Genomic DNA, 25,199 nt, shown 5'->3' on the forward strand with positions numbered 1-25,199 from the left:
TGGCTTGTAAATTCTCTATGACAATGAACGTTCCTGTGATGCGCAGGACGAGGAGGACGCCGAGCGGCGGCCTCCTCAACGCCGCCGTTACTTGGACTGGCCGACGCTCGGCGCCTTGCCGAGCTCCTTGGCCATGTCGAGATGGTGCTTGAGCGCCGGCAGCGTCTTGCCGGCCCAGTCCTTCAGAGCGGCATTGTCACCGCCCTTGGCGTAACGTTCGAACAGTGACACCGCATCTTCGTGGGCGCTGACCTGGTAGGAGTTGTAGTCCGAGCTGAAATCCTTGCCGGCGGCGTTCTTGAGCTTGTCGAGCTTGCTCTGGTGCGAACTGTCGAGCGCCGTCGGCAGGGTCGCCTGCACCTTGCCGTCACTGACGAGACCCTTGAGCTCGGTGCTGGTCTTGGTGTGGTCGGTCACCATCTGCTGTGCGAAGCTCTTTTCCTGCGCGTTGCCCTTCTGCTGGGCGAGCTTGCTCGACTCGATCTCGAACATGTCGCTGATCGCGACCTCCTTGACGAAGTCGGCGGTCGCAGGTGCGACGCCGAGCGCCGAATTGACGCCGGTCTTCTCGCCCAGCGACTGGGCGAGCGCGGGGCCTGCGAAAAGCACGCAGGCAAGGGCGATGACGGTCTTCTTCATGTCTGGTCCCTCTTGATCGGGCGCGCAGCCTCTTGCCGCGCGATGTTGCGCCGATCAACACGCCGCGGGGACCGTGGTTCCTAACGGCTAATCCGTCGGATGCCGCCCGGTGCGCGGATTGATGGGATCGGTCGGTTTGCGTCGAAGCCGCTCGGGCAGAAACGCTTCAGTGGGAACGGCCGTGGCGTCGGCACGCACGTCGGCATGGCGCTGCGCGCGCTCGTGCGGCGTCTTGTTGTCGTTGAAGCGGTATTTCACGTCTACGCCATCGACGGGGTCGTTGACGCCATGCTGGATATCTCGGAAGTCGGTCATGGTTCACCTCTTTCCTTTCCGGGTAGGATCGTTTCGAGCACCTGTCGCGCTGCTCCCTTGATCATCCCGCTTTGGTTCGGATCGCCCTTCATCAGGGCGAGCGAGAAGTTCTTGGCCTGTTGCAGCGTGATATGCGGCGGCAGCGGCGGCACTTCGGGATCGGTCTTGACCTCCAGCACGACGGGCATCTCGCTTGCCAGCGCCTGTTCCCAGGCCGAGCCGAGCAGCTGTGGGCTATCGACGAAGATGCCGCGCAGGCCGATGAGCTCGGCGAAGCGGGAATAGGAGACGTCGGGAATGCGCTGCGAGGCCTCGAATTTGGGATCACCGTTGATGATGCGCTGCTCCCAGGTCACCTGGTTGAGATCCTCATTGTTGAAGACGCAGACGATCAAGCGCGGATCCTTCCAGCTGCGCCAGTACTTCGCGGCAGTGATCAATTCGGCCATGTTGTTCATCTGCATCGCGCCGTCGCCGACGAGGGCGATCACTGGCCGATCCGGATGGGCGTACTTCGCGGCGAGGGCATAGGGCACCGCTGCGCCCATCGAGGCGAGGCCGCCGGAGAGCGAGGCGGTCATGCCGCGCCGCATCTTCAGGTCGCGCGCGAACCAGTTGGCACAGGAGCCGGAATCACTGGTGATGATGGCGCGGTCGGGCAGGCGCGGGGACAATTCCCAGGCGACGAGCTGCGGGTTGACCGGCGCCGCGGGCTGGTGCGCGCGGTCATCAAGCGTCTTCCACCATGCCGCAACGTCCTCTTCGATACCCCGGCGCCAGGCGCCGTCGCTCTTGTGTTTCAGTCGCGGCAGCAATGCGCGCAAGGTCTCGGCGGCATCGCCGACGAGGCCGACCTCCATGGGAAAGCGGGTCGACATCATGCTGGGGTCGATGTCGATCTGCACGCCGCGTGCGCGGCCTTCCTCGGGAAGGAATTCGGCATAGGGGAAGGCGGAGCCGACCATCAGCAGCGTGTCGCATTCCATCATCATGTTGTAGCTGGGCTCGGTGCCGAGCAGGCCGATCGAGCCGGTCACCCACGGCAGATCGTCGGGCAGCGCGGCCTTTCCGAGCAGCGCCTTGGCGCAGCCGGCCGACAGCCGGTCAGCGACGGCGATCACCTCGTCGGTGGCGCCAAGCGCGCCGGCGCCGACCAGCATCGCAACCTTCTTGCCGGCATTGAGGACCTCCGCAGCGCGATCGAGATCGGCCTCACGCGGCGTGATGCTGGGTGCGCTGTAGCCGATGCCGGAATGCAGCGTACCGTGCGTACGGGGCGGGCTTTCGTAAGGCTCCTCCTGGAGGTCATTGGGCAGGATGATCACGGTCGGGGTCCGCCGCGCCAGCGCGATCCGTACCGCACGATCGATCAGGTGCCGCACCTGCGCGGGCGAGGATGCCTGCATGACGTAGGCGCCGGCGACGTCCTTGAACATCGAGAGAAGGTCGAGTTCCTGCTGATATTGCCCGCCGAGGGCGCTGCGGGCCTGCTGGCCAACGATCGCCAGCACCGGCTGGTGATCGAGCAGCGCGTCATAGAGCCCGGTGATGAGATGCGAGGCGCCCGGGCCCGAGGTTGCAATGCAGACGCCGAGCCGACCGGAGAATTTAGCGTAGGCGGCCGCCATGAATGCCGCCATCTCCTCGTGCCGCGCCTGCACGAAGCCGATCTTGCCTTCGGCCCGGTTCATGGCGCCGAACACGCCGTTGATGCCGTCGCCGGGATAGCCGAAGAGGTGGCGCACGCCCCATTGGTGCAGACGCTGAACGATGTAGTCGGAGACGGTCTGGGACACCATGCGCGGCCTCGATTCCGAGAGCTGTTTTGAAGTCCAGAGAACCGCTCGCTCGCTGCGATGTTCCTGCCCGAGTGCCGAACAGGGCGTGCGGAACATCAGCGGAACGATCGCCCGCCTGTCCGGTTGATTCCTGCACTGGCTGAGTGGAGCACTGAGATGTTGAATCAAGCAGAGCTGGACCGCGCCGAAATGGGTCGTTTGATCGGCAGCGACAAGGTCGAGGGAACATCGGTCTATGGTGCTGACCGCAACAGGATCGGCTCGATTGAGCGCGTGATGATCGACAAGATCAGCGGCAAGGTGTCTTACGCCGTGCTTGGGTTCGGCGGATTCCTCGGACTCGGGAACGATCATTACCCGTTACCGTGGCAATCGCTGAAATACGACACGGAGCTGGGCGGTTACGTCACCGCGATCACGGCCAAGGATCTGAAAAGCGCGCCGAAATACGGCGAGCGAAGCGATTGGAACTGGGGCGATGAAGCCGCAGTTCGCGGCATCAACACCTATTACGGCGTTCCCTTCGCATAGACGTTGCATGGAAAGGGAGCTCAATGAGCAAGGAACGGCCGACCGACGATCCCCGGGACCAGAATGACTGGGGAACGCACAGGCAGACGGACAAGCCCTGGAAGGGCAATCCGGAGAAGGAACAAGGATCGGACAAGGTGAAGCCCGATCTCGAGAAATGGCACGAGACGAAGACGCACTGACAAGAGTGCTTCCGTCGGAGATCGAATGAAGCGCGGCGTCATGGCGCCGCGCTTCTTTCTTGAGCATGGCGTTCACGAATGGCCACGGGCTTTCACAAGGCGGAACCATGCTTCGGCGCTGCGGTTAGGCTCGCGGCGGGCAAAGGTGGCCGGAAAGCCGCTCGCCGTCGGTTGAATCCCGAGAAAGGTGTTGGCCGTGGATGCTCAGACACGGGAACGTGGCTTGTCCGCGGAGCAGCCGCAGAGGGCGAAGGAAGCTCCAAAAGCGCCGCCTGATCAGACCCGCGACACCAGGGATCAGCAGGCCAAGCCGCCTTCGCTGCGCCAGCGGCTTCGCGAGCATTGGCTGCTCGCAACCGCCGGCGCCGTCGTGCTGATCGCCGCGCTCGTTGGCGGTCTGCTCTACTGGCTCGACGTGCGTCATTATGAGTCCACTGACGATGCATTCGTCGCTGCGCGCAGCATTTCGGTGGCCGCGAAGGTGGGCGGCTATGTGACCGACATTCCGGTGACGGACAATCAGCATGTCAATGCCGGCGATCTTCTCGCCAAGATCGACGAACGCGACTACCGGATTGCGATCGACCAGGCCATTGCGCAGGTCGCGGTAGCCAAGGCGAACATCACCAATGTCGAGGCGCAGATCGACTCCCAGCAGGAGCAGATCAAGCAAACCAAGGCGCAGCTCGAACAGGCCCAGGCCCAGCTTCAATTCGCGGAGGAGGAGTTCGCGCGCGCTCAGGATCTGGTCGAGAAGGGCGCCGGCACCGTGCAGCGCCAGCAGCAGACCCGCTCCGATCTCCAGGCGCAGCAGGCCAATACCGAGCGTGCCAAGACGGCCGTGACGTCGGCGCAACTCGGCATCAAGACGCTGCAGGCCCAGCTCGAAGGCGCCAAGGCGCAGCTCGGGCAGTCGCAGGCGCAGCTCGATCAGGCCAGGCTGAACCTGCAATACACCAGCGTCGTCGCGGCGCAGTCCGGCCGCGTCGTCAAGCTCTCTGGCGCCAAGGGCACATTCGCCACGGCGGGGCAGAGCCTGATGATGTTCGTCCCCGATGAGGTCTGGATCGTTGCCAATTACAAGGAGACGCAGCTGGGCGACATGCGTTCGGGCCAGCGGGTCGAGATCCGCATCGATGCCTATCCCGGCCACAAGCTCACCGGCCATGTCGATTCGGTGCAGCCGGGCTCCGGCACCGCGTTCAGTCTGCTGCCGGCGGAGAACGCCACCGGCAACTACGTCAAGGTGGTGCAGCGCGTGCCGGTCAAGATCGTGGTCGACAATTGGCCTGCCGATCTGCCTGTTGGTCCCGGCATGTCCGTCGTGCCCTGGACCCGGGTGCGATGACGGACGCTGCGCAAGGCGGCGCGTCTGCCGGCGGCTGGTCGCCGGAGCGGTCGGCGGCCGGCGGTCACAATCCCTATCTGATCGCCTTCGTGGTCTCGATCGCGACCTTCATGGAGGTGCTCGACACCACCATTGCCAATGTCGCGCTGCGTCACATCGCGGGCAGCCTGGCGGTGGGGATCGACGAGAGCACCTACGTCATCACCAGCTATCTCGTCGCTAATGCCATCGTGCTGTCGATCTCGGGCTGGCTGGCGACCGTGATCGGCCGCAAGCGCTTCTACATGATGTGCGTCGCGACGTTCTCGATCGCATCACTGCTGTGCGGCTTCGCCTGGAATTTGCAGTCGCTGGTGCTGTTCCGCATTCTCCAGGGCCTCGGCGGCGGCGGCATGGCGACGAGCGAGCAGGCGATCCTCGCCGACTCCTTTCCGCCGCACAAGCGCGGCCAGGCCTTCGCGATCTACGGCGTCGCCGTCGTGGTCGCGCCGGTGATCGGGCCGACGCTGGGCGGCTGGATCACCGATACCTACAGCTGGCACTGGGTCTTCCTGATCAACGTGCCGATGGGGCTGCTCTCGCTCCTCCTGGTCGGCACGCTGGTCAAGGAGCCGTCGGGCGCGGAGGAGGAGCGGGAGAGGTTGCTGAGCAGGGGCCTGCGTGTCGACTATATCGGTTTCCTGCTCGTCGCGATCGGGCTCGGCTCGCTCGAATTCGTGCTCGATGAAGGCCAGCGCAACGATTGGTTCGGATCGAACATGATCGTCGTCTTCGCGGTGCTGGCCGCGGTCTGCCTGCTCGCACTGATTCCGTGGGAGCTGTCGCGGGAGGATCCGATCATCGATCTTCGCCTGCTCGGCCGGCGCCAATTCGCCGCCTGCTTCCTGGTCATGCTCGGTACCGGCGCGGTGCTGATCTCGACGACCCAGCTCCTGCCACAATTGCTCCAGACCGAGCTGAACTACACGGCGATGCTGGCAGGCCTCGCGCTGTCGCCCGGCGGCATCGCGACCCTGGTGCTGATGCCGGTGGTCGGCCGCCTCGTCAGCACGGTGCAGCCGAAATATCTGATCATGTTCGGCGCTGCCATCGTCGCGTTCTCGATGTGGCATCTCACCGGGCTCACCGGCGGCATCACCTACGGCTACGCAGCGCTGTCGCGCATCTTCCTCGCGCTGGGCCTGCCCTTCCTGTTCCTGCCGGTGACAACCGCCTCGTATGACGGCGTACCGCCTGATAAGACCAACCAGGCCTCCGCCCTGATCAATGTCGCCCGCAACATCGGGGGATCCATGGGCGTCGCGCTGGCGCAGACGGTTTTGGCGCAGCGCCAGCAATTTCACCAGAGCCGCCTGATCGAGCACGCCGCGCCTTCCGATCTCGGCTATCAGCAGACCATCGACGCGATGACGCGCTACTTCCAGGCGCAAGGCTCCAATGCGAGCGATGCGGCGTCACAGGCGCTCGCCTGGGTCGGCCGCACCTTGCAGCAGCAGGTCGATCTGCTCGCCTATATCGACGTGTTCTGGACGTTGGCGATCATCGCGGTGCTGATGATCCCCACGGCGGCCGTGCTGCGTTCGATCGATCTGAGGGCGCCGGCGCGGGGGCATTGAGGCATGTCCGCCGCGAGCCGCCTGATCGGGTTCCTGGATGGGACGAGGGCGACGCGAAAGGCCGCCTGACACCATCAAACTTCTTAACCACGGCGGCACTTGGCCGCTGGAATTGGCCCCGGCGCCTCCTAAATAGGGATAAATTACTCCCTTTCAAAATCAATTTCAGGAGGCGTCCGTGGTCCTGAAGAGCGTTCATTTTGCAGTTGCGGTTGCCGTCGCGCTCGCTGGCGGCGGCGTCGCACGCGCTGACGACTACAAGCCAGACGAATATCTCGGTCTCGATCTCTCCAAGGCCGTGCTGTCGCCGAAGCGGCTCGGGCCCGAGACGCAGTTCGCGCCGGTGGCTTTGGAGGCGCGTGGCGTCAACGAGGCGCAGGCGCGCGCCGAGCCCGTCGACGTGCCGAAGAAGGTTGCCGCTGAACGCGTCCGTGTGGCCGAGCCCAAGGTCGCGCCCGCCAGGCACGCCCAGCCGCGCGGCGCGGCCCGCGCGAAGCTTGCGCATCGTCGCGGCAACCCGCTGAATGCGCAGGCGATGGATACCCGCATCCAGACCTGGCCGTGCCGCTCCGGCGGCATCTGCAACTGGAAGCACTAGACGAGGCTGGAGCCGTCATCCGCGCGTCGCAAAACCGTAGGCGCGGAGTCAAGAAACCGTAAGCCGCAGGTCAAACGGCGCAGGCACCTTCCGTCGCGATTCGACGAAGGTTTCCTGAATGGCAACACTCCGCGCTTCGCGCGCATGGACCCGGCGGCAATTCCTGGTCCGCTCCGCTTCCAGCCTCGCCATCGCCTCGCTCGCGAAGCCGCATCTCAGCCGCGCCGCTGATCGTCCGCAGATCGCGGGTGGCATCCAGTCCGGGGACGTCTCCGATGGCTCCGCCGTGATCTGGGCGCGCGCCGACCGGCCCGCGCGCATGCAAGTGGAATGCTCGACCGTCGAGAGTTTCAAGACGATCATTGCCGCGGCCTCGGGCGACGCGCTGCCGGACGCGGACTTCACCGCAAAGCTGCTGCTCGACGACCTGCCGCCCGGGCAGGACGTCTTCTATCGCGTCCGCTTCGACGACATCGCGACCAGCCTTCCCGGCGAAAGCCGTCTTGGCCATTTCCGCACCGCGCCGGCAGCCGGACGGTCGATCTCGTTCGTGTGGTCCGGCGACGTCGCGGGGCAGGGCTGGGGTATCGACATCTCGCGCGGCGGCTATCGCAGCTATCGCACCATGCTCGACAACCGTCCGGATTTCTTCATCCATTCCGGCGATCACATCTACGCCGACTGCGCGATTCCGTCCGAGCAGAAGCTGCCGAACGGCGAGATCTGGCGCAATCTGGTGACCGAGGACAAAGCCGAGGTCGCGCACACGCTGGGGCAGTTTCGCGGCAACTACAAATACAACCATCTCGACGAACACTTTCGCGCCTTCCATGCGGAGGTGCCGATGTTCGCGCAGTGGGACGACCACGAGGTCACCAACGACTGGTCGCCGACCGACAGCTACGACGAGGCAGGCTTTGAGGATGACGGCACGCCTCGACTTGTCGCGCGCGCCCGCCGCGCCTTCTTCGACTTCATGCCGATCCGCGATCTCGGCGTGCAGCAGGGCCGGGTCTACCGCCGCATCGGCTACGGTCCGCTGCTCGACCTCTTCATGATCGACATGCGCAGCTATCGCGACGATCACTGGAACAAGGGCGGCGACCATCGCGGCTGGATCCTCGGCGCCGAGCAGCTTGCCTGGCTGAAGCGGGAGCTCGCCGCCTCGCGCGCAACGTGGAAGGTCATCGCCGCTGATTTGCCGATCGGCCTCATCAGTCTCGATGCTGTCGCGCTCGGCAATGGGGCGCCCGACCGGCGCGAGCACGAGATTGCCGATCTCCTCCGCTCCATCAAGCGCGCCGGAATCCGCAACATCGTCTGGCTCACCGCGGACATGCACTATACGGCCGCGCACTATTACGATCCGGGCAAGGCACAATTTAGGGATTTCGAGCCGTTCTGGGAGTTCGTCTCCGGTCCGCTGCACGCCGGCAGCTGGGGCCCGGGCGAGCTCGACAACACTTTTGGTCCGGTCGCGATGTACCAGAACGGCTGTAGCGCGGCGCAGGGCGAGAATTTGGCGCCGTGCTTCGGCTTGCAATTCTTCGGCCGCGTCGACATCGATGGCCGCAGTGGCGTCATGACCGTGACCTTGAAGGACGTGGACAATCGCGACCTCTGGTCGGTCGACATCGCGCCGCAGCAGCAGGTGCGTCCCGCTGTGGTCGCGCAGCATTCGTAGGTCGCTAACCCGATCTTGATTGGCCGCCCCGCTGCTGCCGCGCTATGCTTCTCGCTCCCGCCATTTCGTTTCCATCACCGAAAGATCTGCTCACGCGGCAACGCCGCGCGTATCCGGTGGGATGAACGACGTCAGGAGCCTGTTCATGGACAATCTGAAGACACAGGGCATCAGCATGCCCAAGCTCGGCCTCGGCACCTTTCGCATGCAGGGCGATGCCTGCCGCGCCGCGGTAGAGAGCGCGCTGTCGGTCGGCTATCGCCACATCGACACTGCCGAGATGTACGCCAATGAGGAGCCGATCGGATCAGCCATCGCCGCGTCCCGTCTGCCGCGCGGCGAGCTGCACGTCACGACAAAGGTCTGGCACGAGAACCTCACCCCCGACGCGATACGGCGTGCCTTCGATGCCAGCCTGAACAAGCTTCGGCTCGACCATGTCGATCTCTATCTCGTGCACTGGCCCTCGAAGGCCGCGGACTGGGGTGCGGTGTTCGAGACCTTGATGAAGCTGAAGGAGGAAGGGCGCACGCGGGCCATTGGCGTCGCCAATTTCACCACGTCGCTGCTCAAGGTGGCGGTCGAGGACATCAGGGCGCCGATCGCCTGCAACCAGATCGAATATCACGCGATGCTCGATCAATCGGCGGTGCTCACTTATCTTGCTGCAAAGTCGATCCCGCTCGTCGCTTATTGCCCGCTGGCGCAGGGGCGTGTTGCCTCGGATCCGGTGCTGGCCGAGATCGGTGCCAAGCACAATGTGACCGCCGCGCAAGTGGCGCTGAAATGGCTGCTCGACCAGGACGGCATCGCCGCCATCCCGAAGGCCTCGCGCCGCGAGAGCCAGCAGGCCAATCTCGATGCGCTGAAGATCACGCTCGACGACGCCGACCGCAACAAGATCGCCGCGCTGCCGAAGGACAAGCGCTGCGTCAATCCCGGCTTCGCGCCGGCGTGGGACTAGCTCCGTCGATACATCCTGCGAACGCAAAAATAATTGTAGGGTGGGCAAAGGCGCACTTTGCGCCGTGCCCACCACCTCTCCTGAATCACCGTCGAAGCCGTGGGCACGCTTCGCTTTGCCCACCCTACAAGGATGCGCAAAAGAAATGGCCCCCGTGAGGGGCCATTTCCATTTTGCGTTGCGCGTTTAGTCCCAGTGATGATGGCGGTGGCTGCGCTTGATCACGACGACCCTGTCGCCACGATGATGCCAGCCGCGATGCCAGCCATGGTCGCGATGCTCGCGGGATTCGGCGCGGGCGCCGTACGGGCCGTGATGATGGTGATAGCCGCGCTTGATCACCACCGTCTCCGCACTTGCCAGCGTCGGCGCCGCGATCACGAGCGCACCCAAGGCCGCAACCACATAACCAAGCTTCTTCATGATGTCCTCCAATCGAATGCACATCTAAACCGCGCATTCACGCGAACGTTCCGGCGGAATCGCAGGAGAATTCTGAACGGTTATTCAGATAGAGCGTGATCGTGCTTAAGACGTAACGCTCAGTCGCAGCGTTGCTGCACTGGTGTCGGCGCGCCTGTCGCGACGTATTTGCCGTCCCTGATCGTGTACTCGCCGCGTTCGCTGCGATTGTAGATCGCGCGCAGGCTGCCGTCCTTCAAGAGCAGCAAGCCGAACTCACGCGCCTGGTAAAGCGAGGGGAAGTACACCATCACATTGAGCAGGCCCTCTGCGTTGATCGTGGCCGACACCACCTCGTTCTCGTCCTTGGCCTCGCCGAAATTGCGCCGGTACATCACCCGGCCGTCCTTCCGGATCTCGTAGGTCAGGAGCGCACCCTTGTCGCGGTCGGGCCGGGCCGCGCAATCGACCGCCCATGAGCCGAGCAGGCCCCATTGCTCGACCGTCGCGGCCAGCGTCTCGGCACCGGCCATGGAGGTGAACGCAACCCACAGCACCGCAGCCGCGATCCAGCGGCTCAAACAACGCATCATGTCCTGAAAGACCCCGCCTCGAAGAATTCCAAAGTGTAGCATCACGCTCGCGGCCGTTCCACGGCAGCCGCCGATCGCTCGCGAATTTGATCCGCGTCAATGAGGCAGGGCGTATCGAGGGTAGGATGGCATTTCCCGAAGGCGAACGTGGATAAACCAATGCTGAATCAAGTCATGGATTTTGCGGGCGAAGTGCTGCCGGGGAGCTGTGCCGTACCGCCTTATTCCGAGGCCGCGTTTCTGACCGAGCTGGGCGATCGCTTACGGTCCTCGCGCATGCGCTGCGACCTGTCGCGCCGGGAGCTCGCCCGCCGCTCCGGGATTTCCGAGCGCTATATCGCCCAGATCGAGGCCGGCAAGGGCAACGTCTCGATCGTGCTTTTGCTGCGGCTGGCCTCCGCGATCCACAGCAGTCAGCCCCGCGCGGCTTGAGACGAATCTCAGGCCCGCTTCTCCACATTGGCACTGCGGGCCGGCACGCCGAACTCCTTGCGGCAGACCTCGGCGAGCACGGCGACGCCCTCACGGATCTGCTGATGCGTGGGGCTGGCAAAGCACAGCCGCAGCCGCGAGCTGGAATGGCCCTTGTTGGTCGACCATTCCGGTCCCGGATTGATCGAGACGCCGGCGGCGAGCGCGGCTTGATAGAGTTTCAGCGTATCGACCTGGTCGGGCAGCTTCACCCAGAGGAAGATGCCGCCCTTGGGCTCCTCGAATTCTGCGGCCGTCCCGAACTGTTCGTTCAGAGCTTCCATCAGCGTGTCGAGCTTGGTACGCAACGCCTTTGACAGGGCCGGCACGTGGCTTGCGAAATGCGGCTTGCAATAGGTGGCGAGCACCATCTGCTCCAGCGCGCCGGAGCCCGCATCCGTCTTCAGGGCCAGCATCCGCGACATCACATCCCAGGGTGCCACGATGAAGCCGACGCGCAGCGCCGGTGCGATCGATTTGGAGAACGAGCCGATATGGATCACGCCGCCGCTCTCGCTCATCGCGTAGATCGCCGGCGGCCGCTGCCCTGACCAGACGAGGTCGGCATAACAATCGTCCTCGAAGATGGGCACGCCATATTCGGTCGCGAGCCGCACCAGCTCGACGCGGCGGCTCTCGGGCATGATGCTGCCGGTCGGGTTCTGCACCGTCGGAATGGTGTAGATGTATTTCGGACGGATGCCGCGACTCTTCAGATCGGCCAGCGTTGTCGCCAGCGCGTCCATGCGCATGCCGTCCTTGTCGAGGGGGACGCCGACCACGTTGACGCCGAGCCGTGCCAGGCGGGTCAGTGAACCCTGATAGCTGTCCTGCTCGAAAATCACGGTGTCGCCGCGCGCCAGCAGCGTCGCGTTGACGAGGTCGAGCGCCTGCAGCGAGCCGGAGACGATCAGGAGATCGTCGACGGTGCAGTTGATGCCGGCATCGCGCTTGAGTTTGGTCACCAGGAATTCGCGCAAGGGCAGGTAGCCTTGCGGGCCGTGGGCCAGCCCGTACGTCGCAAGCGACCGGCCCTCGCGCTGCAGCGCCAGGGTGGTCGCCTCGATCAGGCCATCGAGCGGCAGTTGCTCGGAATCGTTATTGCCGCCCACAAAGCTGTATTTGGCAAGGCCCGTCCAGCGCGCAGAGGGGGCCGGCAGCCCTGCCGGAAACAGGGGGGCGAAGTCGAAGCTGGACGTCATGGGAGCGTTCCTCGTTTCTGTTCTTGTTGAGCCAGCCGGCGTTGCGCCGGCCAGCCTTATTTTCTTGCCGGCCGTCCGGGTCGGACGGCCTTACTTCTTGGTCGCCGTCCGGGTTGGACGGCCCTGGCTGATGAAAGCGTAATGCGCATTGGCGACGCCGCCAACCATCAGGGCCTCGACCACGGGCTCTGCAATCTCGCCTGTCGCGGCCCAGTCGACCAGGAAATTGGCCCCGGTCCCGCCGCGCACGTCGTCGGTCGGAATGAAGATCGAGACGGTGGCGAGCGGCCTCAAGGCCACCGGCGCCTTCAGATAGCTCTCGACCTGCTTGCCTGCGGTGTCGAAATAGGCGATGCGTTTGATCACCAGCGGCTGGGTCTCGGAGGCATTGTGAATACTCAAGGTCACCGAGAAGTCGACGCGCAGCTTGCCCTGGCTCATCGCGACGCTGGAATAGGCGGGCACGTAGAACCCGCCGGAGACGGCAAGTTCTTCCTTCGGCATTGCGCTGAGGGAATCGGCAAAGTTCTGTTCGATATTGACCTTGGATTGTGCGGCGGCGGGCACGGCAAAGGCGAGGGGACATAGCAGCATTGCTGCGAACAGCCCTTTTCGCATGTGACGAATTGCTCGCTTGCCGCGCCGCAACCTGTCTCTAGGGTGCGGCAAAACGGACCAATTTGGCATGCATGAGCTCATTCGCGACATCACTCTTTGTATTCTGTTTGCCTGGATGCTGGGCTTGCTCGCCCATTTCTCCCGGCAGCCGCTGATCCTGGCCTATCTTATCGCTGGCTTTTGCATAGGTCCATTCGGCGCCGGCTGGGTCCATTCGCAGGAATCGATCGGCGTCATCTCCGAGCTGGGCCTGATCTTCATGCTGTTCATGATCGGGCTGGAAATCGACCTGAAGAAGATCGTGCGGGCAGGGCGGGTGATCCTGTTCGCGGCGGGGGGCCAGTTGCTCGGCGGCTGCCTGCTCGGGGTCCTGTTCTTCGTCGGCGTCGGCCTGTCGCTCGGTGGCGGGCAATTCGATACGGTCTATCTCTGCGTCGCCTGCGCGCTGTCGAGCACCGTGATCATCGTCAAGGTGCTCTACGAGAAACGCGAGCTCGACACGCTGCCGGGACGCATCACGCTCGGCGTGCTGGTGCTTCAGGACATCTTCGCCATCCTGTTCCTGGCGGTGCAGCCGAGCCTTGCCAACCTGCAAGCCAGCGTCATCCTGCTCTCGATCGGCCGTGTCGCGGTGCTGGTCGCCGCCGCGCTGCTGGTCAGCCGCTACGTGCTGCCGCGGCTGTTCCATCAGATCGCCCGGCGGCCCGAGCTGATCCTGCTCGGCGCGCTGGCCTGGTGTTTCCTCGTCGCCGAGACCGCCCAGCGGCTGTCGCTGTCGCGCGAGATGGGCGCCCTGATCGCCGGCGTCTCGCTCTCGACCTTTCCCTATGCGCTCGACGTCACCGCCAAGGTCACCACGCTCCGCGACTTCTTCATCACCCTGTTCTTCGTTGCGCTCGGCATGACCATTCCCATCCCCGGCCTCTCCGTGATCGGGCTGGCGCTGATGATCGCGGCCTTCACGGTCGTGAGCCGCCTCGTCACCACCTTCACGCCGCTCTATCTGATGAAGCAGGGCCTGCGCGCCAGCCTGTTGCCGGCGCTGAACCTCGCGCAGATTTCCGAGTTCTCGCTGGTGGTGATCCAGACCGGCGTCACCGATCACCATATCGCGGCGCAGACGGCGAACGCAGCCTCCTTCGCCTTCGTGGTGCTCGCCGTGCTCTCGACCTTCGCGATGAGCCGCAGCGACGAGATCACCCGCTGGGCGATCGGCCCCTTGAAGCGGATCGGCCTGCGTGACCTCGATCATGGCAGCGGCCATGCCGAAGAGGGGCACGAGGGCGGCCATGGAGAGGCCCGCCGTATCGTCATCCTCGGCTTTTTTCGTGCGGCGAGCGCGCTGCTGGCCGAGATCGAGCGGCAGACGCCGGTGCTGCTTGAGCAGATCACCGTGGTCGACTTCAACCCCAATGTGTACCAGACCCTGCTTTCGCGCGGCTTGCACGTGATCTATGGCGACATCAGCAATGTCGATACGTTGCTCCATGCCGGCATCGGCAAGTCCGAGATGATCATCCTCAGCGTGCCGGATTCGCTCTTGAAGGGCGCCACCAACGAGAAGCTGGTCCGCCACGTCCGCGCGCTCAATCCGACCGCCTTGATCGTGGCGACGGCGGACCTCCTGGCCGACGTCGGCGCGCTCTACGAGGCCGGCGCCAGCTACGTCACCGTGACCCGGGTCAGCGATGCGCATGAGCTGTTCACGGTGATCGAAGCCGCTCAGGCCGGCCTTTTGGCCGACAAGCGCGCCGAGCTCGATCAGCGGCTCGGCGAACGGCGCGAAGTGTTGCCTTGAGGGCGGCCGGCCTTCCCGATCGGCTGTCTGCACCTATATCCCTGGTATCCTCGGTGCAAGCTTGGCCTCCGATGGCCCGCGGCCCGGAATATGCGCCTGCGTCCGGGACACTAGCGCCCCGGCCCAAGTCCGGCTAAGCCTCCCGGCATAACCGATAGAGATTGGGACATGCCCGATAGCGTTCAGGAAGTCTTGCAGGCCTTTGCCCGGGGTGAGCTCGTCGTCGTCACCGACGATGAGGACCGTGAGGGCGAGGGCGACCTGATTGTCGCCGCCTCGCTCTGCACCGCCGAGAAGATGGCGTTCATTATCCGCCACACCTCCGGCATCGTGTGCGCGCCCGTGACCACCGAGGATGCGCGCCGCCTGCGGCTCGATCCGATGGTGGCCCACAACGATTCCGCGCACACCACCGCGTTCACGGTCTCGATCGACTACAAGCCTGATGGCGGCACCGGCATTTCCGCCGAGGAGCGCGCCTCGTGCTGCCGCGCGTTGGCCAATCCCAATGTCGGCGCCAACGATTTTGCCCGGCCCGGCCACATCTTCCCGCTGATTGCCAAGGATGGCGGCGTGCTGCTGCGCTCCGGCCATACCGAGGCCGCCGTCGATCTGTGCAAGCTCTCCGGCCTGCCGCCGGTCGGCGTCATCAGCGAATTGATGAACGACGACGGCAGCGTGATGAAGGGCGAGCAGGTCGCCCGCTTCGCCGCCCAGCACAAGCTCAAGCACGTCACCATCGCGGACATGATCGCCTATCGCCAGGCGCGCGAGAAGCTGATCGAGCGGGTCTCCACCTTCGTCACCGATAGTCCGATCGGACCGTTGCAAGGCTATGCTTACCGCTCACCGTTCGATTCCATCGCCCACGTCGCTTTCGTCTATAACGGCGTCGGCGACGGCAAGAACGTGCTGACCCGCTTCCACAAGCCGAACATCGTCAAGGACATCTTCACCGGGCACAAGCGCATGGCGGCCGTGCTCGAGCATTTCAAGAAATCCGGCCGTGGGGTGCTGGTTTACTTGCGCGACGGCGCGGCCGGCGTCCCCGTGGCGGCGCTGCCGGACGAGTCGGCGACGGAGGCCGACCGCAACCGCCAGTGGCGCGAGGTCGGCGTCGGCGCCCAGATATTGCGCGACCTCGGCGTCACTTCGATCCGGCATCTCACCTCCTCAGTCCACGACTACAAAGGCTTGTCGGGCTTCGGCATCGAGATCGTCGCCAACGAGCAGCTTGAAAGCTGACACGCAAGTCATTCCGGGATGGCGCTGAAAGCACCAGACCCGGAAACGATATTGTAGAGGCGAGGGGATTCCGGGTTCGATCTTCGCATCGCCCCGCAATGATCGAACCAGGATGCAATTGCACTTGTTGCCGCGGCGCTTTACTTTGTCGGGCAAATTTTGACGGAACCAGACGTGAAAGGACGTTTCATGAGCGTGCGCCCTCAGGCCAAGGACAAGCCGGCTGCGGCTTCTTTCCAGTGGGACGATCCGTTCCTGCTCGACGAGCAGCTCACCGAAGACGAGCGCATGGTGCGCGACACCGCTCGCGCCTACGCCCAGGACAAGCTGCTGCCGCGCGTCACCAAGGCGTATCTCGAGGAGAAGACCGACCGCGAGATCTTCAATGAGATGGGCGAGCTCGGCCTGATCGGCATCACGCTGCCGGAGGAATATGGCTGCGCCAATGCGAGCTATGTCGCCTATGGCCTCGTCGCGCGCGAGATCGAGCGGGTCGATTCCGGCTATCGCTCGATGAACTCGGTGCAGTCCTCGCTGGTGATGTATCCGATCTACGCCTATGGCGACGAGAACCAGCGCAAGAAGTACCTGCCGAAGCTCGCCAGCGGCGAGTGGGTCGGCTGCTTCGGCCTGACCGAGCCCGATGCCGGCTCCGACCCGGCCGGCATGAAGACCCGCGCCGAGAAGGTCTCTGACGGCTATCGCCTCACCGGCAGCAAGATGTGGATCTCGAACGCGCCGATCGCCGACGTGTTCGTGGTCTGGGCCAAGTCGGCCGCGCACGACAACCAGATCCGCGGCTTCGTGCTGGAGAAGGGCATGAAGGGCCTGTCGGCGCCGAAGATCGGCGGCAAGCTTTCCTTGCGCGCCTCCATCACCGGCGAGGTCGTGATGGACGGCGTCGTGGTTCCCGAGGACGCGCTGCTGCCCAACGTCTCGGGCCTGAAGGGGCCGTTCGGCTGCCTCAACCGCGCCCGCTACGGCATCTCCTGGGGCGCGCTTGGCGCCGCCGAGGACTGCATGCATCGCGCCCGCCAGTACACGCTCGACCGCAAGCAGTTCGGCAAGCCGCTCGCCGCGACCCAGCTGGTGCAGAAGAAGCTCGCCGACATGGAGACCGAGATCGCGCTCGGCCTGCAGGGCTCGCTTCGCGTCGGCCGCTTGATGGACGAGGGCAAGTTCGCGCCCGAGATGATCTCGATCATGAAGCGGAACAATTGCGGCAAGGCCCTCGACATCGCCCGTGTCGCCCGCGACATGCACGGCGGCAACGGCATCTCGATCGAGTACCATGTGATGCGCCACGTCCATAACCTCGAGACGGTCAACACCTATGAGGGCACCCACGACGTGCACGCCCTGATCCTGGGCCGCGCCATCACGGGCATTCAGGCGTTTTTCTAGCCACGTCGTCCGTCATTCCGGGACGCGCGAAAGCGCGAACCCGGAATCTCGGGCGGCATCGCTCCTGTTCGTCGAGATTCCCCGGTGCAAATTGCGCACCTGTGATCGGCCCTCGCGGGCCATCCCGGAATGACGCCAAGAACAAAGAACAAGCCATGCCCGACAATGACGACGTCCCGTTCAACCGCAATTTTCCGCTGAAGCCCGGCATCGTCGAGGAAGTCCGGCCCGGCGTGCGCCGCGTGCTCTGTAACAATCCGAGCCCGTTCACCTTCACCGGCACCGTCAGCTACATCGTAGGCCGAGGCAATGTCGCGATCATCGATCCCGGTCCTGACGATGCGGCGCATGCGGCGGCGCTGCTCGATGCGGTGCGCGGCGAGACGGTGAGCCATATCTTCGTCACCCACACCCATCGCGACCATTCGCCGAACACCGCGCGGATCAAGCAGGCGACGGGCGCGCCGGTCTATGCCGAAGGCCCGCACCGGGCTTCACGCCCGCGTTTCGAGAGCGAGAAGCACAATCCGGAATCCGGCGCCGACCGCGATTTTGCACCGGACGTCAACCTCGCCCATGGCGACGTCGTCGAAGGCGACGGCTGGCGGCTCGAGGCCGTGGCGACGCCGGGGCACACCGCCAATCATCTGGCATTCGCCTGGCCGGAGCGAAAGTTCAACTTCGTCGGCGATCACGTGATGGGCTGGTCCACCTCGATCGTGGCGCCGCCCGACGGCTCGATGATCGACTACATGGACTCGCTCGACCGGCTCGCCGCACGCGAGGAGGATCTCTATTTCTCCGGCCACGGCCCCGAGATTCCCGACGGCCAGCGCTTCGTGCGCTTCCTGATCCGCCACCGCAAGGCGCGCGAGGCCTCGATCCTGCACCGCCTCGCCAAGGGCGAGACCGACATCCCGACCATGGTGCGCGCGATCTATATCGGCATCGATCCGAGGCTGACGACGGCGGCCGGTTATTCGGTGCTGGCGCACCTGGAAGACCTGGTCGCCCGCGGCGTGGTCGCGACCGAGGGCGATCCCGTGATTGGCGGGACGTATCGGATGGCTTAAGGGCGAATGGCGAGCAGGGAGTAGCGAATAGGGAAGGCGGCGCCCACTCGCTATTCGCCACTCACCATTCGCTACTTCTTGACGGTCTTTGCCGGTGCCTTCGGCGGTGCCACCGGCGTCTTCTTCACCGGTTTGAGCGCATCGGCGTCGGCCGCGGTGTTGAGATCGTCGATAAATTTCTTGACGCGCGCGGCGTTGCTGCCGAGATCGCTGTCGAAATTGCGCGAGGCCGAGCGGATATCGACGCGGGAATCATCGCCGTCCGGCACGAACCTTATCGAAATGTCCTCGCGAAAACCCATGATTGGCGTGCGCGCCACCGCCTCGATGCGGCCGATGCGGCGTGGCGGCTGCGGTGCGCGCTCGTCGATGACGATCCATTTGCGCTTGTTGACGAGCTGCAGCGCGATCGCATAAGCGCGGTCGACGGAAATCTCGAGCTCGACGGGCTCGATATCGGGATAGAAGTGGCGCTGCTGCTCCGCCGAATAGAGGCCGGCATAGACCGCGGTGTTGGTGCCCTCGCCGGTGCGCAGGCGCGCCAGCGCTTCGAAACGCGGCGGATCGATCGGGTTGGTGGTGATGTCATAGATCGCTGGCAGCTTGCGATATTGCAAGGCCAGATAGGCGGGGTAGGCGAGGATCGCCCCGTCGATCAGGAGGGCAAGCAGGATGCGCGCCATGCCGCGCGAGCCGTTCTGCCAGATCGCGGCAAAGCCGGCGAGCCCGAACAGGATCGAGAGGCCGGCGATCGCAAGCCCGCCGAAGAAGGTCGCAAGCGCCGGCTTCGGCTCCAGGAAATCGAAGCGGACGATGATGACCGACACCACCACCGCCACCACCGCGAACACGGCCAGATTGCGCGCCCAGCTCGCGAGGCTGGACACGGGCTCCGACTGGTAGGGAGCGGAAAACCTGCGGGCCATCGAGTGAGCTCTGCCGGGGTTTGGGAGCGATGCCGGCCGATTTGGCGCGACGATGGGCCGTTGAGACCACGGCGCGGGGGCAAATTCAAGAGTTCCGCAGACCACTGCATCGTCATGGCCGGGGATAGCCGACCGAAGGACGGCGTCGCTTCCGCTCGCCTATGATCCGGCCATCCACGCCTTTCTTTCCGCCAGAACGTGGGTGCCCGGGACATTTGGCGCGAAGACGCGCTTCGCGCTTTTGCCCCGGGCATGACGGTGGTCGTGGCCTACGCCGCCGCGTTCGGGAAGCGGTAATCTTTGAACTGGTCGCGCAGCGCCGTCTTCAGGATCTTACCCGTTGCGGTATGCGGAATGCCGTCGACGAAGGCGACGTCGTCGGGCATCCACCATTTGGCGATCTTGCCGTCCATGAACTTCAGGATGTCCTCGCGGGTGGCCTGCTGGCCCTGCTTGAGCTGCACGATCAGCAGTGGCCGCTCGTCCCATTTCGGGTGGAACACGCCGATCACGGCGGCTTCCGCCACGGCCGGATGGCCGACCGCGAGGTTTTCGAGGTCGATCGAGGAGATCCACTCGCCGCCGGACTTGATCACGTCCTTGGAGCGGTCGGTGATCCGCATGTAGCCGTCCTCGTCGATGGTCGAGACGTCGCCGGTGTCGAAGAAGCCTTCCTCGTCGAGAATGTTGGCATCCACCCGGTAATAGGCCTTGGCGACGGCCGGGCCGGCGACCTTGAGGCGGCCGAAGGTCTTGCCGTCCCAGGGCAGCTCCTTGCCGGCATCGTCGGTGATCTTCATCTCGACCGCGAACGGCGCATAGCCCTGCATCTGAAGCACGTCGAGCCGCGCATCGCCGGTGGCATTCTGGAACGGCGGCTTCAGCGCCGCGACGGTGCCGATCGGGCTCATCTCGGTCATGCCCCAGGCGTGACGCACGTTCGAACCCATGTCGAGGAACTCCTTGATCATCGAGCGCGGCATCGCCGAGCCGCCGCAGATCACCATCTTCAGGTCCGGCAGCTTGAGATTGTTGGCGGCCATATGCTGGAGCAGCATCAGCCACACCGTCGGAACGCCGGCCGTGTGCGTCACCTTCTCGGTCGAGAGCAGCTCATAGACCGAGGCGCCGTCGAGCTTGGCGCCGGGCATGACCAGCTTGGTGCCCTGCGAGGGGGCGGAGAAGGCGATGCCCCAGCTGTTGGCATGGAACAGCGGAACCACCGGCAGCATGGTCTCGGACGCACTGGTGCCGAGCGCGTCGACATTGTTGGCCATCAGCGCGTGCAGCACGTTGGAGCGATGCGAATACAGCACACCCTTCGGGTCGCCCGTCGTGCCTGACGTGTAGCACATCGCGGCTGCCGTGTTCTCGTCAAAGTCCTTCCATTTGAATTTGCCGTCGGCCTCCGCAATCCAGTCCTCATAGGCGACGACATTCTTCAGCGTGGTCTCAGGCATGTGCGCCTTGTCGGTCAGAACGACGTAGCGCTCCACGCTCGTCAGCTTGTCGGCGATCTTCTCCAGGACCGGAACGAAGGTGATGTCGGTCATCACGATGCGGTCCTGCGCATGGTTGATGATCCAGGCGATCTGCTCGGGGAAAAGGCGGGGATTGACGGTATGGCAGATGGCGCCGATCCCCATGATGCCGTACCACACCTCGAGATGGCGCCAGGTGTTCCAGGCGATCGTTGCGACGCGGTCGCCGAGCTTGATGCCGTCGCGCTCCAGCACCTGCGAGACCTTGAGCGCGCGCTTGTGGATCTCGGCGTAATTGGTGCGGTGGATCGGTCCCTCGACCGAGCGTGTGACCACCTCCTGTTTGCCATGAATCCTGGCGGCGTGTTCGATGATCCGGTGGCAGAGCAGGGGCCAATCTTGCATCAAACCGAGCATTCTGACGTTCCTCCGAGAAGTCGCTGGGCGCGTTATCGCTCTCAGCGTTGGGCCAAAGAATTGCCATGAGTTTTAGCCTGCCGGACTTTCGCCGCAAATGGTCTTGTCGCGGCTATATGTCCGCTGGCGCGGCAATGGTTACCGCTGCGCTCGGGCTGTCGCTCGTGCTCGCCGAGAGGGCAGAGGCGCGAAAACATGCGTCCCCGCTCGATATCTTCGGTATTGCCGCCCCACGGCCGCGCGCGGCGGTTCATTCCGCCAAGATCCCGCTGCCGAGACCGCGCCCTGAGGAGGCGCCCAAAGCATCGGACGAGGCGCCGCCGGAAGCTGACGGCAAGCCTTCTCCGGACAAGCCCGGCGCCGACAAGCCCGCCGAGGCTGCGCCGCCACCCCAGAAACCGGTCTCGGCCTGCCGTCTCGCGCTGACCGAGGAGATCGCGATCGCGCCCTCAATTCCGGATATCCGCGGCCCCGGCGCCTGCGGCGGCGAGGATCTGGTGCGGCTGGAAGCCATCGTGCTGCCGGACAAGCGCAAGGTGACGGTCAAGCCCGCGGCGATTCTCCGCTGCACCATGGCGTCCGCGATCGCTGATTGGCTGCGCAAGGACATGGTGCCGCTGGCCACCAGCCTCGGCTCGACCATTGGCGAACTCGATAATTTCGACAGTTTCGAGTGCCGCGGCCGTAACCGCGTCGCCGGCGCGATGCTGTCGGAGCACGGCAAGGCCAATGCGATCGACATCCGTGCCATCAAGCTGGCCAACGGGCAATCGATTGGCCTCACCGACCGCACCATGTCCCGCGAGGTGCGCGAGCGCGTGCTGCACTCGGTCTGCGGGCGATTTTCCACCGTGCTCGGCCCGGGCTCGGACTGGTACCACGAGGACCATATCCATCTCGACCTGGCGCAACGGCGCAACGACTACCGGATCTGCCAGTGGAACGTCTGGGATCCGCTGCCGCAGGTCGCTCCGCTGCTGCCGGCGGAACGACCCGAGGAGGCGCCGCCGCGCGAGGTCGCGGCCAAGCCCGAGGCCAAGGAGGGAGCCGACGACGAGGCGGCGGAGAAGGCGCCGGCGCCTGCGGAGAAGTCGCCGGCCGAGGGCAGCAAGTCCCAGCCGCACAAGCCGGCCACAAAAAAGCGCCGGTGAAACCGGCGCTTTTTGCACTCAGTGGATCAGAGGCGATCAGTAGCTGGCCGTCTGCTGGCTGGCGCCGAGCGCAAGCCGCGAATTGTAGGGTGAGTCGCCATGCTTCGGCTCCAGCACCACGACGAGGGTGCCGACCTTGACGCGATCATAGAGATCGATCGCGTCCTCGTTGGTCAGGCGGATGCAGCCTGACGAGATCGAGGCGCCGATATATTCCGGCTGGTTGGTGCCGTGGATGCGGAACAACGTGTCTTTGCCGCCGGAATAGAGGTAAATCGCGCGCGAGCCCATCGGATTGTCCGGGCCGGGTGCCACATAGGTCGGCACGCCCAGGCGCGAGATCTCGCCCGGGGTCGGATGCCAGGCCGGCCACTCGGTCTTGCTGCCGACCTTGGCGATGCCGGACCAGGCCATGGCCTCTTCGCCGACGGTGATGCCGTAGCGGATCGCCTTGCCACCCTCCAGCACGTAGTAGAGGTAGTGGTTGTCGGAATCGACCACGATCGAGCCCGGCGATTCCTTGCGGTGGTACTGGACGATGGCGCGGCGGAACGGCTCGGCGACCGGAGTATTCTCGTACCGAACCTTGGCGAGCAGTTCCTTGTCCTTCGGCTTGAAGGCCTTGGTGTCGGTCGCCTCGTAATGCGTGGCCTGCATGCAGCCCGACAGCATCAGGCCGGCGGCCAGAATTACCAACTTAACTTTCAGCGACGACATGATTTGGTTCCAATCAAAGCAATACCGTGCGGAAGGCCCGAGCTTACCGCCCAAGTTCCTCGACTCCGTTAATCCCATTATCGTTGAAATCTGCCACAATTCCAGCACTGAAGGCCTTATCCCGCGCTGCGAGACCCAACCTGTGGCTTTTCTGCCGCAAATTTTTCAGGTCTGTGGGAGTTTTGGGGCCGTCAGGGCCCGGACTGTCGATTCCGTGCCACAGTTGGGACACGACGCAGCCACAAATGCCAACGCTTCGTTAATGCGGTTGTCATCGTGAACCTGCCAGAATCGCGCTAAGGGCTGTCATTCTGACGCAGGTTCTCTGGAGTTGTGCATGTTTTCGGTGTTCGTTCCCTCCGAGTCCACCCTGAAGAAGGCCGTCGTCGAGGACCTCACGGTGCTGCCGGAGAGCGCGGTCTGGATCGATCTCGTCAATCCCAGCGCGGCCGAGGACAAGGCGGTCGAGCGGCTCGCGGGCATCGCCATCCCGACCCGGGAAGACATGCAGGAGATCGAGATCTCCAGCCGCCTCTATATCGAGAACGGCGCCCGCTACATGACCGCGACCCTGATGTGCCACTCCGATACCGACATGCCCCGGACCACGGCGGTGACCTTCATCCTCGCCGACCATCGCCTCGTGACGGTGCGCTACGATCTCCCCAAGCCCTTCGCCCTGGTGGAGGCCAAGCTCGCTCGCTCCTGCACGCCGTCCATCACCGGCGAGACCGTGCTGATGGAGCTGCTGGACGCCGTGATCGACCGCTGCGCCGACATCCTGGAGCGGTGCGGCGCCGAGATCGACCAAGTCAGCCACGACATCTTCGAGCCGGAGAGCGAGCGCCACGGGCAGGCAAAGAGATATTCCCAGATTCTGATCTCGATCGGCCGCAAGGGCGACCTGACGTCGAAGGTTCGCGAGAGCCTTGTCTCGATCGGCCGCGTCGTGACGTTCATGTCCGCGGTCGTGGAGGGCGTGAAATGGTCGAAGGACATGCGCGAGCAGCTCAAGACCATGCAGCGCGACGTGGCGTCACTGACCGACCACGCCTCCTATCTCTCCAGCAAGATCACCTTCGTGCTCGACGCCATGCTCGGTGTCGTCAATCTCGAGCAGAACAACATCATCAAGCTGTTCTCGGTCATGGCCGTCGTCCTGATGCCGCCGACGCTGATCGCCTCGGTCTACGGCATGAACTTCAAGGTGATGCCGGAACTCGAATGGGTGCACGGCTATCCGATGGCTTTGGTGATGATGCTGATCGCCGCGATCGTCCCGTACTGGATCTTCAAGTTCAAGAAGTGGCTGTAATACTACCGAGACCTTACACCGTTTGCAGAGACATGGTGGTTGGTGTCGCAGAATAGAGCGGGATTGCGGCCGCGCGGTGATGCGTGCCTGCCGCCCCAATTCCTCCGGTAAAATTTGAGCGGTGGGCTGAACGTTTGCGCGAAACTTGTCTGCGATAAGCAGTGCGTAGCCGCGAGGAACAACCATGGTTGAAAAACACATAACGTCGCCCCGCAACGTCATCGATCTGGCGAACTATCGTCAGGCGATGACGAGCGGCAAGGCGCCGTCGATGTCGGCGCGCATGTGCCGGCACTGTGGTGCTCCGCTGCTCGACGGTGAGAATGACGACGACTGCTCGACTGCGTTCAGCACGGCCGCTCCGCGGCCGCGCGACCGGTCACGTCGGATTCGAATCGATTGAGGAACGGAAGGCGAGGGCGATCCAGGTCTTGCGGCGGCGTTGTCTGGATCGCCTTGCTTCCCTCTCGATAAGCTTTCGCCGACGTGCGGTCGCGGACGTAAGCGCTCCGCCTGAGAGCCTCCTCGTCACCCGTCGGGCAAAACACCCGGCGACGCTGTCAACCCATCCGCGCAAAAATATTGCGCTTTACCGAAATTCGGTTTTAGCGTATGTGTCGTCCATCCCGGCTCATCCAAGAGGGGCGATCTCGAGGTCGTCTTGATCGCGAGCCGGGCTTGCGGTGGACGCGGCAGCGTCGGCACAGCAA

General features: G+C 64.3%; 26 protein-coding genes. 15 read left to right on the forward strand and 11 right to left on the reverse strand.

The window, feature by feature from the left end:
• Positions 1–87: 87 nt before the first annotated feature.
• From IVA79_RS29490 to IVA79_RS29500, 3 genes are all read right to left on the reverse strand, one after another.
• Entirely contained in the window at positions 88–639 is a 552-nt protein-coding gene (locus IVA79_RS29490; protein WP_247559658.1) for a DUF4142 domain-containing protein, read from the reverse strand.
• 87 nt (positions 640–726) lie between these two features.
• Positions 727–954 (reverse strand): hypothetical protein, encoded by a 228-nt coding sequence (locus tag IVA79_RS29495; protein ID WP_247559660.1) that lies wholly within the window; start codon positions 952–954, stop codon positions 727–729.
• Positions 951–2,750 carry a thiamine pyrophosphate-requiring protein gene (locus IVA79_RS29500; protein ID WP_247559747.1) on the reverse strand — a complete coding sequence of 600 codons (1,800 nt, stop codon included), beginning with the start codon at positions 2,748–2,750 and terminating at the stop codon, positions 951–953. Before IVA79_RS29500 ends, IVA79_RS29495 begins: the two co-directional genes overlap by 4 nt.
• A gap of 159 nt (positions 2,751–2,909) precedes the next feature.
• On the opposite strand from IVA79_RS29500, the gene IVA79_RS29505 reads away from it, so the two are divergent.
• The 7 genes from IVA79_RS29505 to IVA79_RS29535 all read left to right on the forward strand — a co-directional run bounded on the left by IVA79_RS29505 (position 2,910) and on the right by IVA79_RS29535 (position 9,676).
• Entirely contained in the window at positions 2,910–3,284 is a 375-nt protein-coding gene (locus IVA79_RS29505) for a PRC-barrel domain-containing protein (RefSeq protein WP_247559750.1), read from the forward strand.
• Between the two features lie 23 nt (positions 3,285–3,307).
• Positions 3,308–3,466: a hypothetical protein gene (locus tag IVA79_RS29510; protein WP_247559662.1), complete on the forward strand. Its 159-nt coding sequence runs from the start codon at positions 3,308–3,310 to the stop codon at positions 3,464–3,466.
• 196 nt (positions 3,467–3,662) lie between these two features.
• A complete protein-coding gene (locus IVA79_RS29515) occupies positions 3,663–4,814 on the forward strand; it encodes an HlyD family secretion protein (RefSeq protein WP_247559664.1) in 1,152 nt (383 codons plus the stop codon).
• Positions 4,811–6,430 (forward strand): DHA2 family efflux MFS transporter permease subunit, encoded by a 1,620-nt coding sequence (locus tag IVA79_RS29520; RefSeq protein ID WP_247559666.1) that lies wholly within the window; start codon positions 4,811–4,813, stop codon positions 6,428–6,430. The genes IVA79_RS29515 and IVA79_RS29520 overlap by 4 nt, the downstream gene beginning before the upstream one ends.
• A 178-nt stretch (positions 6,431–6,608) precedes the next feature.
• Positions 6,609–7,028, forward strand: a complete 420-nt coding sequence (locus tag IVA79_RS29525) for a hypothetical protein (RefSeq protein WP_247559668.1) — start codon at positions 6,609–6,611, stop codon at positions 7,026–7,028.
• Positions 7,029–7,146: 118 nt separating this feature from the next.
• A complete protein-coding gene (locus IVA79_RS29530) occupies positions 7,147–8,712 on the forward strand; it encodes an alkaline phosphatase D family protein (RefSeq protein WP_247559670.1) in 1,566 nt (521 codons plus the stop codon).
• Between the two features lie 145 nt (positions 8,713–8,857).
• Positions 8,858–9,676: an aldo/keto reductase gene (locus tag IVA79_RS29535; protein WP_247559672.1), complete on the forward strand. Its 819-nt coding sequence runs from the start codon at positions 8,858–8,860 to the stop codon at positions 9,674–9,676.
• 186 nt (positions 9,677–9,862) lie between these two features.
• On the opposite strand, the gene IVA79_RS29540 is transcribed toward IVA79_RS29535, so the two are convergent.
• Together IVA79_RS29540 and IVA79_RS29545 are read right to left on the reverse strand one after the other, a co-directional pair.
• Positions 9,863–10,099 (reverse strand): hypothetical protein, encoded by a 237-nt coding sequence (locus IVA79_RS29540; RefSeq protein WP_247559674.1) that lies wholly within the window; start codon positions 10,097–10,099, stop codon positions 9,863–9,865.
• 119 nt (positions 10,100–10,218) lie between these two features.
• Positions 10,219–10,671: a hypothetical protein gene (locus tag IVA79_RS29545; RefSeq protein ID WP_247559676.1), complete on the reverse strand. Its 453-nt coding sequence runs from the start codon at positions 10,669–10,671 to the stop codon at positions 10,219–10,221.
• A gap of 159 nt (positions 10,672–10,830) precedes the next feature.
• Between IVA79_RS29545 and IVA79_RS29550 the strand changes: the two genes are divergently transcribed.
• A complete protein-coding gene (locus tag IVA79_RS29550) occupies positions 10,831–11,103 on the forward strand; it encodes a helix-turn-helix domain-containing protein (protein ID WP_247559678.1) in 273 nt (90 codons plus the stop codon).
• Between the two features lie 8 nt (positions 11,104–11,111).
• Here the strand turns inward: IVA79_RS29550 and IVA79_RS29555 are convergent, their stop codons facing one another.
• Complete coding sequence (locus IVA79_RS29555; protein ID WP_247559680.1) at positions 11,112–12,344, reverse strand: PLP-dependent aminotransferase family protein; 1,233 nt, start codon at positions 12,342–12,344, stop codon at positions 11,112–11,114.
• Between the two features lie 90 nt (positions 12,345–12,434).
• On the reverse strand, positions 12,435–12,962 hold the full coding sequence (locus IVA79_RS29560) for a DUF3124 domain-containing protein (RefSeq protein ID WP_247559682.1): 528 nt from the start codon (positions 12,960–12,962) through the stop codon (positions 12,435–12,437).
• Positions 12,963–13,029: 67 nt separating this feature from the next.
• On the opposite strand from IVA79_RS29560, the gene IVA79_RS29565 reads away from it, so the two are divergent.
• The 4 genes from IVA79_RS29565 to IVA79_RS29580 all read left to right on the forward strand — a co-directional run bounded on the left by IVA79_RS29565 (position 13,030) and on the right by IVA79_RS29580 (position 18,482).
• Positions 13,030–14,760 carry a cation:proton antiporter gene (locus tag IVA79_RS29565; RefSeq protein WP_247559684.1) on the forward strand — a complete coding sequence of 577 codons (1,731 nt, stop codon included), beginning with the start codon at positions 13,030–13,032 and terminating at the stop codon, positions 14,758–14,760.
• 168 nt (positions 14,761–14,928) lie between these two features.
• Positions 14,929–16,005, forward strand: a complete 1,077-nt coding sequence (ribB, locus tag IVA79_RS29570; RefSeq protein WP_247559686.1) for a 3,4-dihydroxy-2-butanone-4-phosphate synthase — start codon at positions 14,929–14,931, stop codon at positions 16,003–16,005.
• Between the two features lie 189 nt (positions 16,006–16,194).
• Positions 16,195–17,409: an acyl-CoA dehydrogenase gene (locus tag IVA79_RS29575; protein WP_247559688.1), complete on the forward strand. Its 1,215-nt coding sequence runs from the start codon at positions 16,195–16,197 to the stop codon at positions 17,407–17,409.
• Positions 17,410–17,564: 155 nt separating this feature from the next.
• The gene (locus IVA79_RS29580; protein WP_247559692.1) at positions 17,565–18,482 is read left to right on the forward strand and encodes an MBL fold metallo-hydrolase; all 918 of its coding nucleotides are present in this window, start codon (positions 17,565–17,567) and stop codon (positions 18,480–18,482) included.
• A gap of 71 nt (positions 18,483–18,553) precedes the next feature.
• Here IVA79_RS29580 and IVA79_RS29585 read toward each other — a convergent pair whose 3' ends face one another.
• Together IVA79_RS29585 and IVA79_RS29590 are read right to left on the reverse strand one after the other, a co-directional pair.
• Positions 18,554–19,408 (reverse strand): DUF1499 domain-containing protein, encoded by an 855-nt coding sequence (locus IVA79_RS29585; protein WP_247559694.1) that lies wholly within the window; start codon positions 19,406–19,408, stop codon positions 18,554–18,556.
• 269 nt (positions 19,409–19,677) lie between these two features.
• A complete protein-coding gene (locus IVA79_RS29590; protein WP_247559696.1) occupies positions 19,678–21,306 on the reverse strand; it encodes a fatty-acid--CoA ligase in 1,629 nt (542 codons plus the stop codon).
• 65 nt (positions 21,307–21,371) lie between these two features.
• Here IVA79_RS29590 and IVA79_RS29595 point away from each other — a divergent pair, with 65 nt between their 5' ends.
• Complete coding sequence (locus IVA79_RS29595; RefSeq protein ID WP_247559698.1) at positions 21,372–22,457, forward strand: extensin family protein; 1,086 nt, start codon at positions 21,372–21,374, stop codon at positions 22,455–22,457.
• Positions 22,458–22,493: 36 nt separating this feature from the next.
• Here IVA79_RS29595 and IVA79_RS29600 read toward each other — a convergent pair whose 3' ends face one another.
• The gene (locus IVA79_RS29600; RefSeq protein ID WP_247559700.1) at positions 22,494–23,174 is read right to left on the reverse strand and encodes a L,D-transpeptidase; all 681 of its coding nucleotides are present in this window, start codon (positions 23,172–23,174) and stop codon (positions 22,494–22,496) included.
• Between the two features lie 337 nt (positions 23,175–23,511).
• Here IVA79_RS29600 and IVA79_RS29605 point away from each other — a divergent pair, with 337 nt between their 5' ends.
• On the forward strand, positions 23,512–24,489 hold the full coding sequence (locus IVA79_RS29605) for a magnesium transporter CorA family protein (RefSeq protein WP_247559702.1): 978 nt from the start codon (positions 23,512–23,514) through the stop codon (positions 24,487–24,489).
• Positions 24,490–24,673: 184 nt separating this feature from the next.
• A complete protein-coding gene (locus tag IVA79_RS29610; RefSeq protein WP_247559704.1) occupies positions 24,674–24,892 on the forward strand; it encodes a hypothetical protein in 219 nt (72 codons plus the stop codon).
• A 125-nt stretch (positions 24,893–25,017) separates the two neighbouring features.
• Here IVA79_RS29610 and IVA79_RS29615 read toward each other — a convergent pair.
• A partial coding sequence (locus tag IVA79_RS29615; protein WP_247559707.1) for a hypothetical protein occupies positions 25,018–25,199 on the reverse strand: 182 nt, incomplete at its 5' end.

Source organism: Bradyrhizobium sp. 138 (assembly GCF_023074075.1).
In the GTDB taxonomy this organism is placed as follows: Bacteria; Pseudomonadota; Alphaproteobacteria; order Rhizobiales; family Xanthobacteraceae; genus Bradyrhizobium.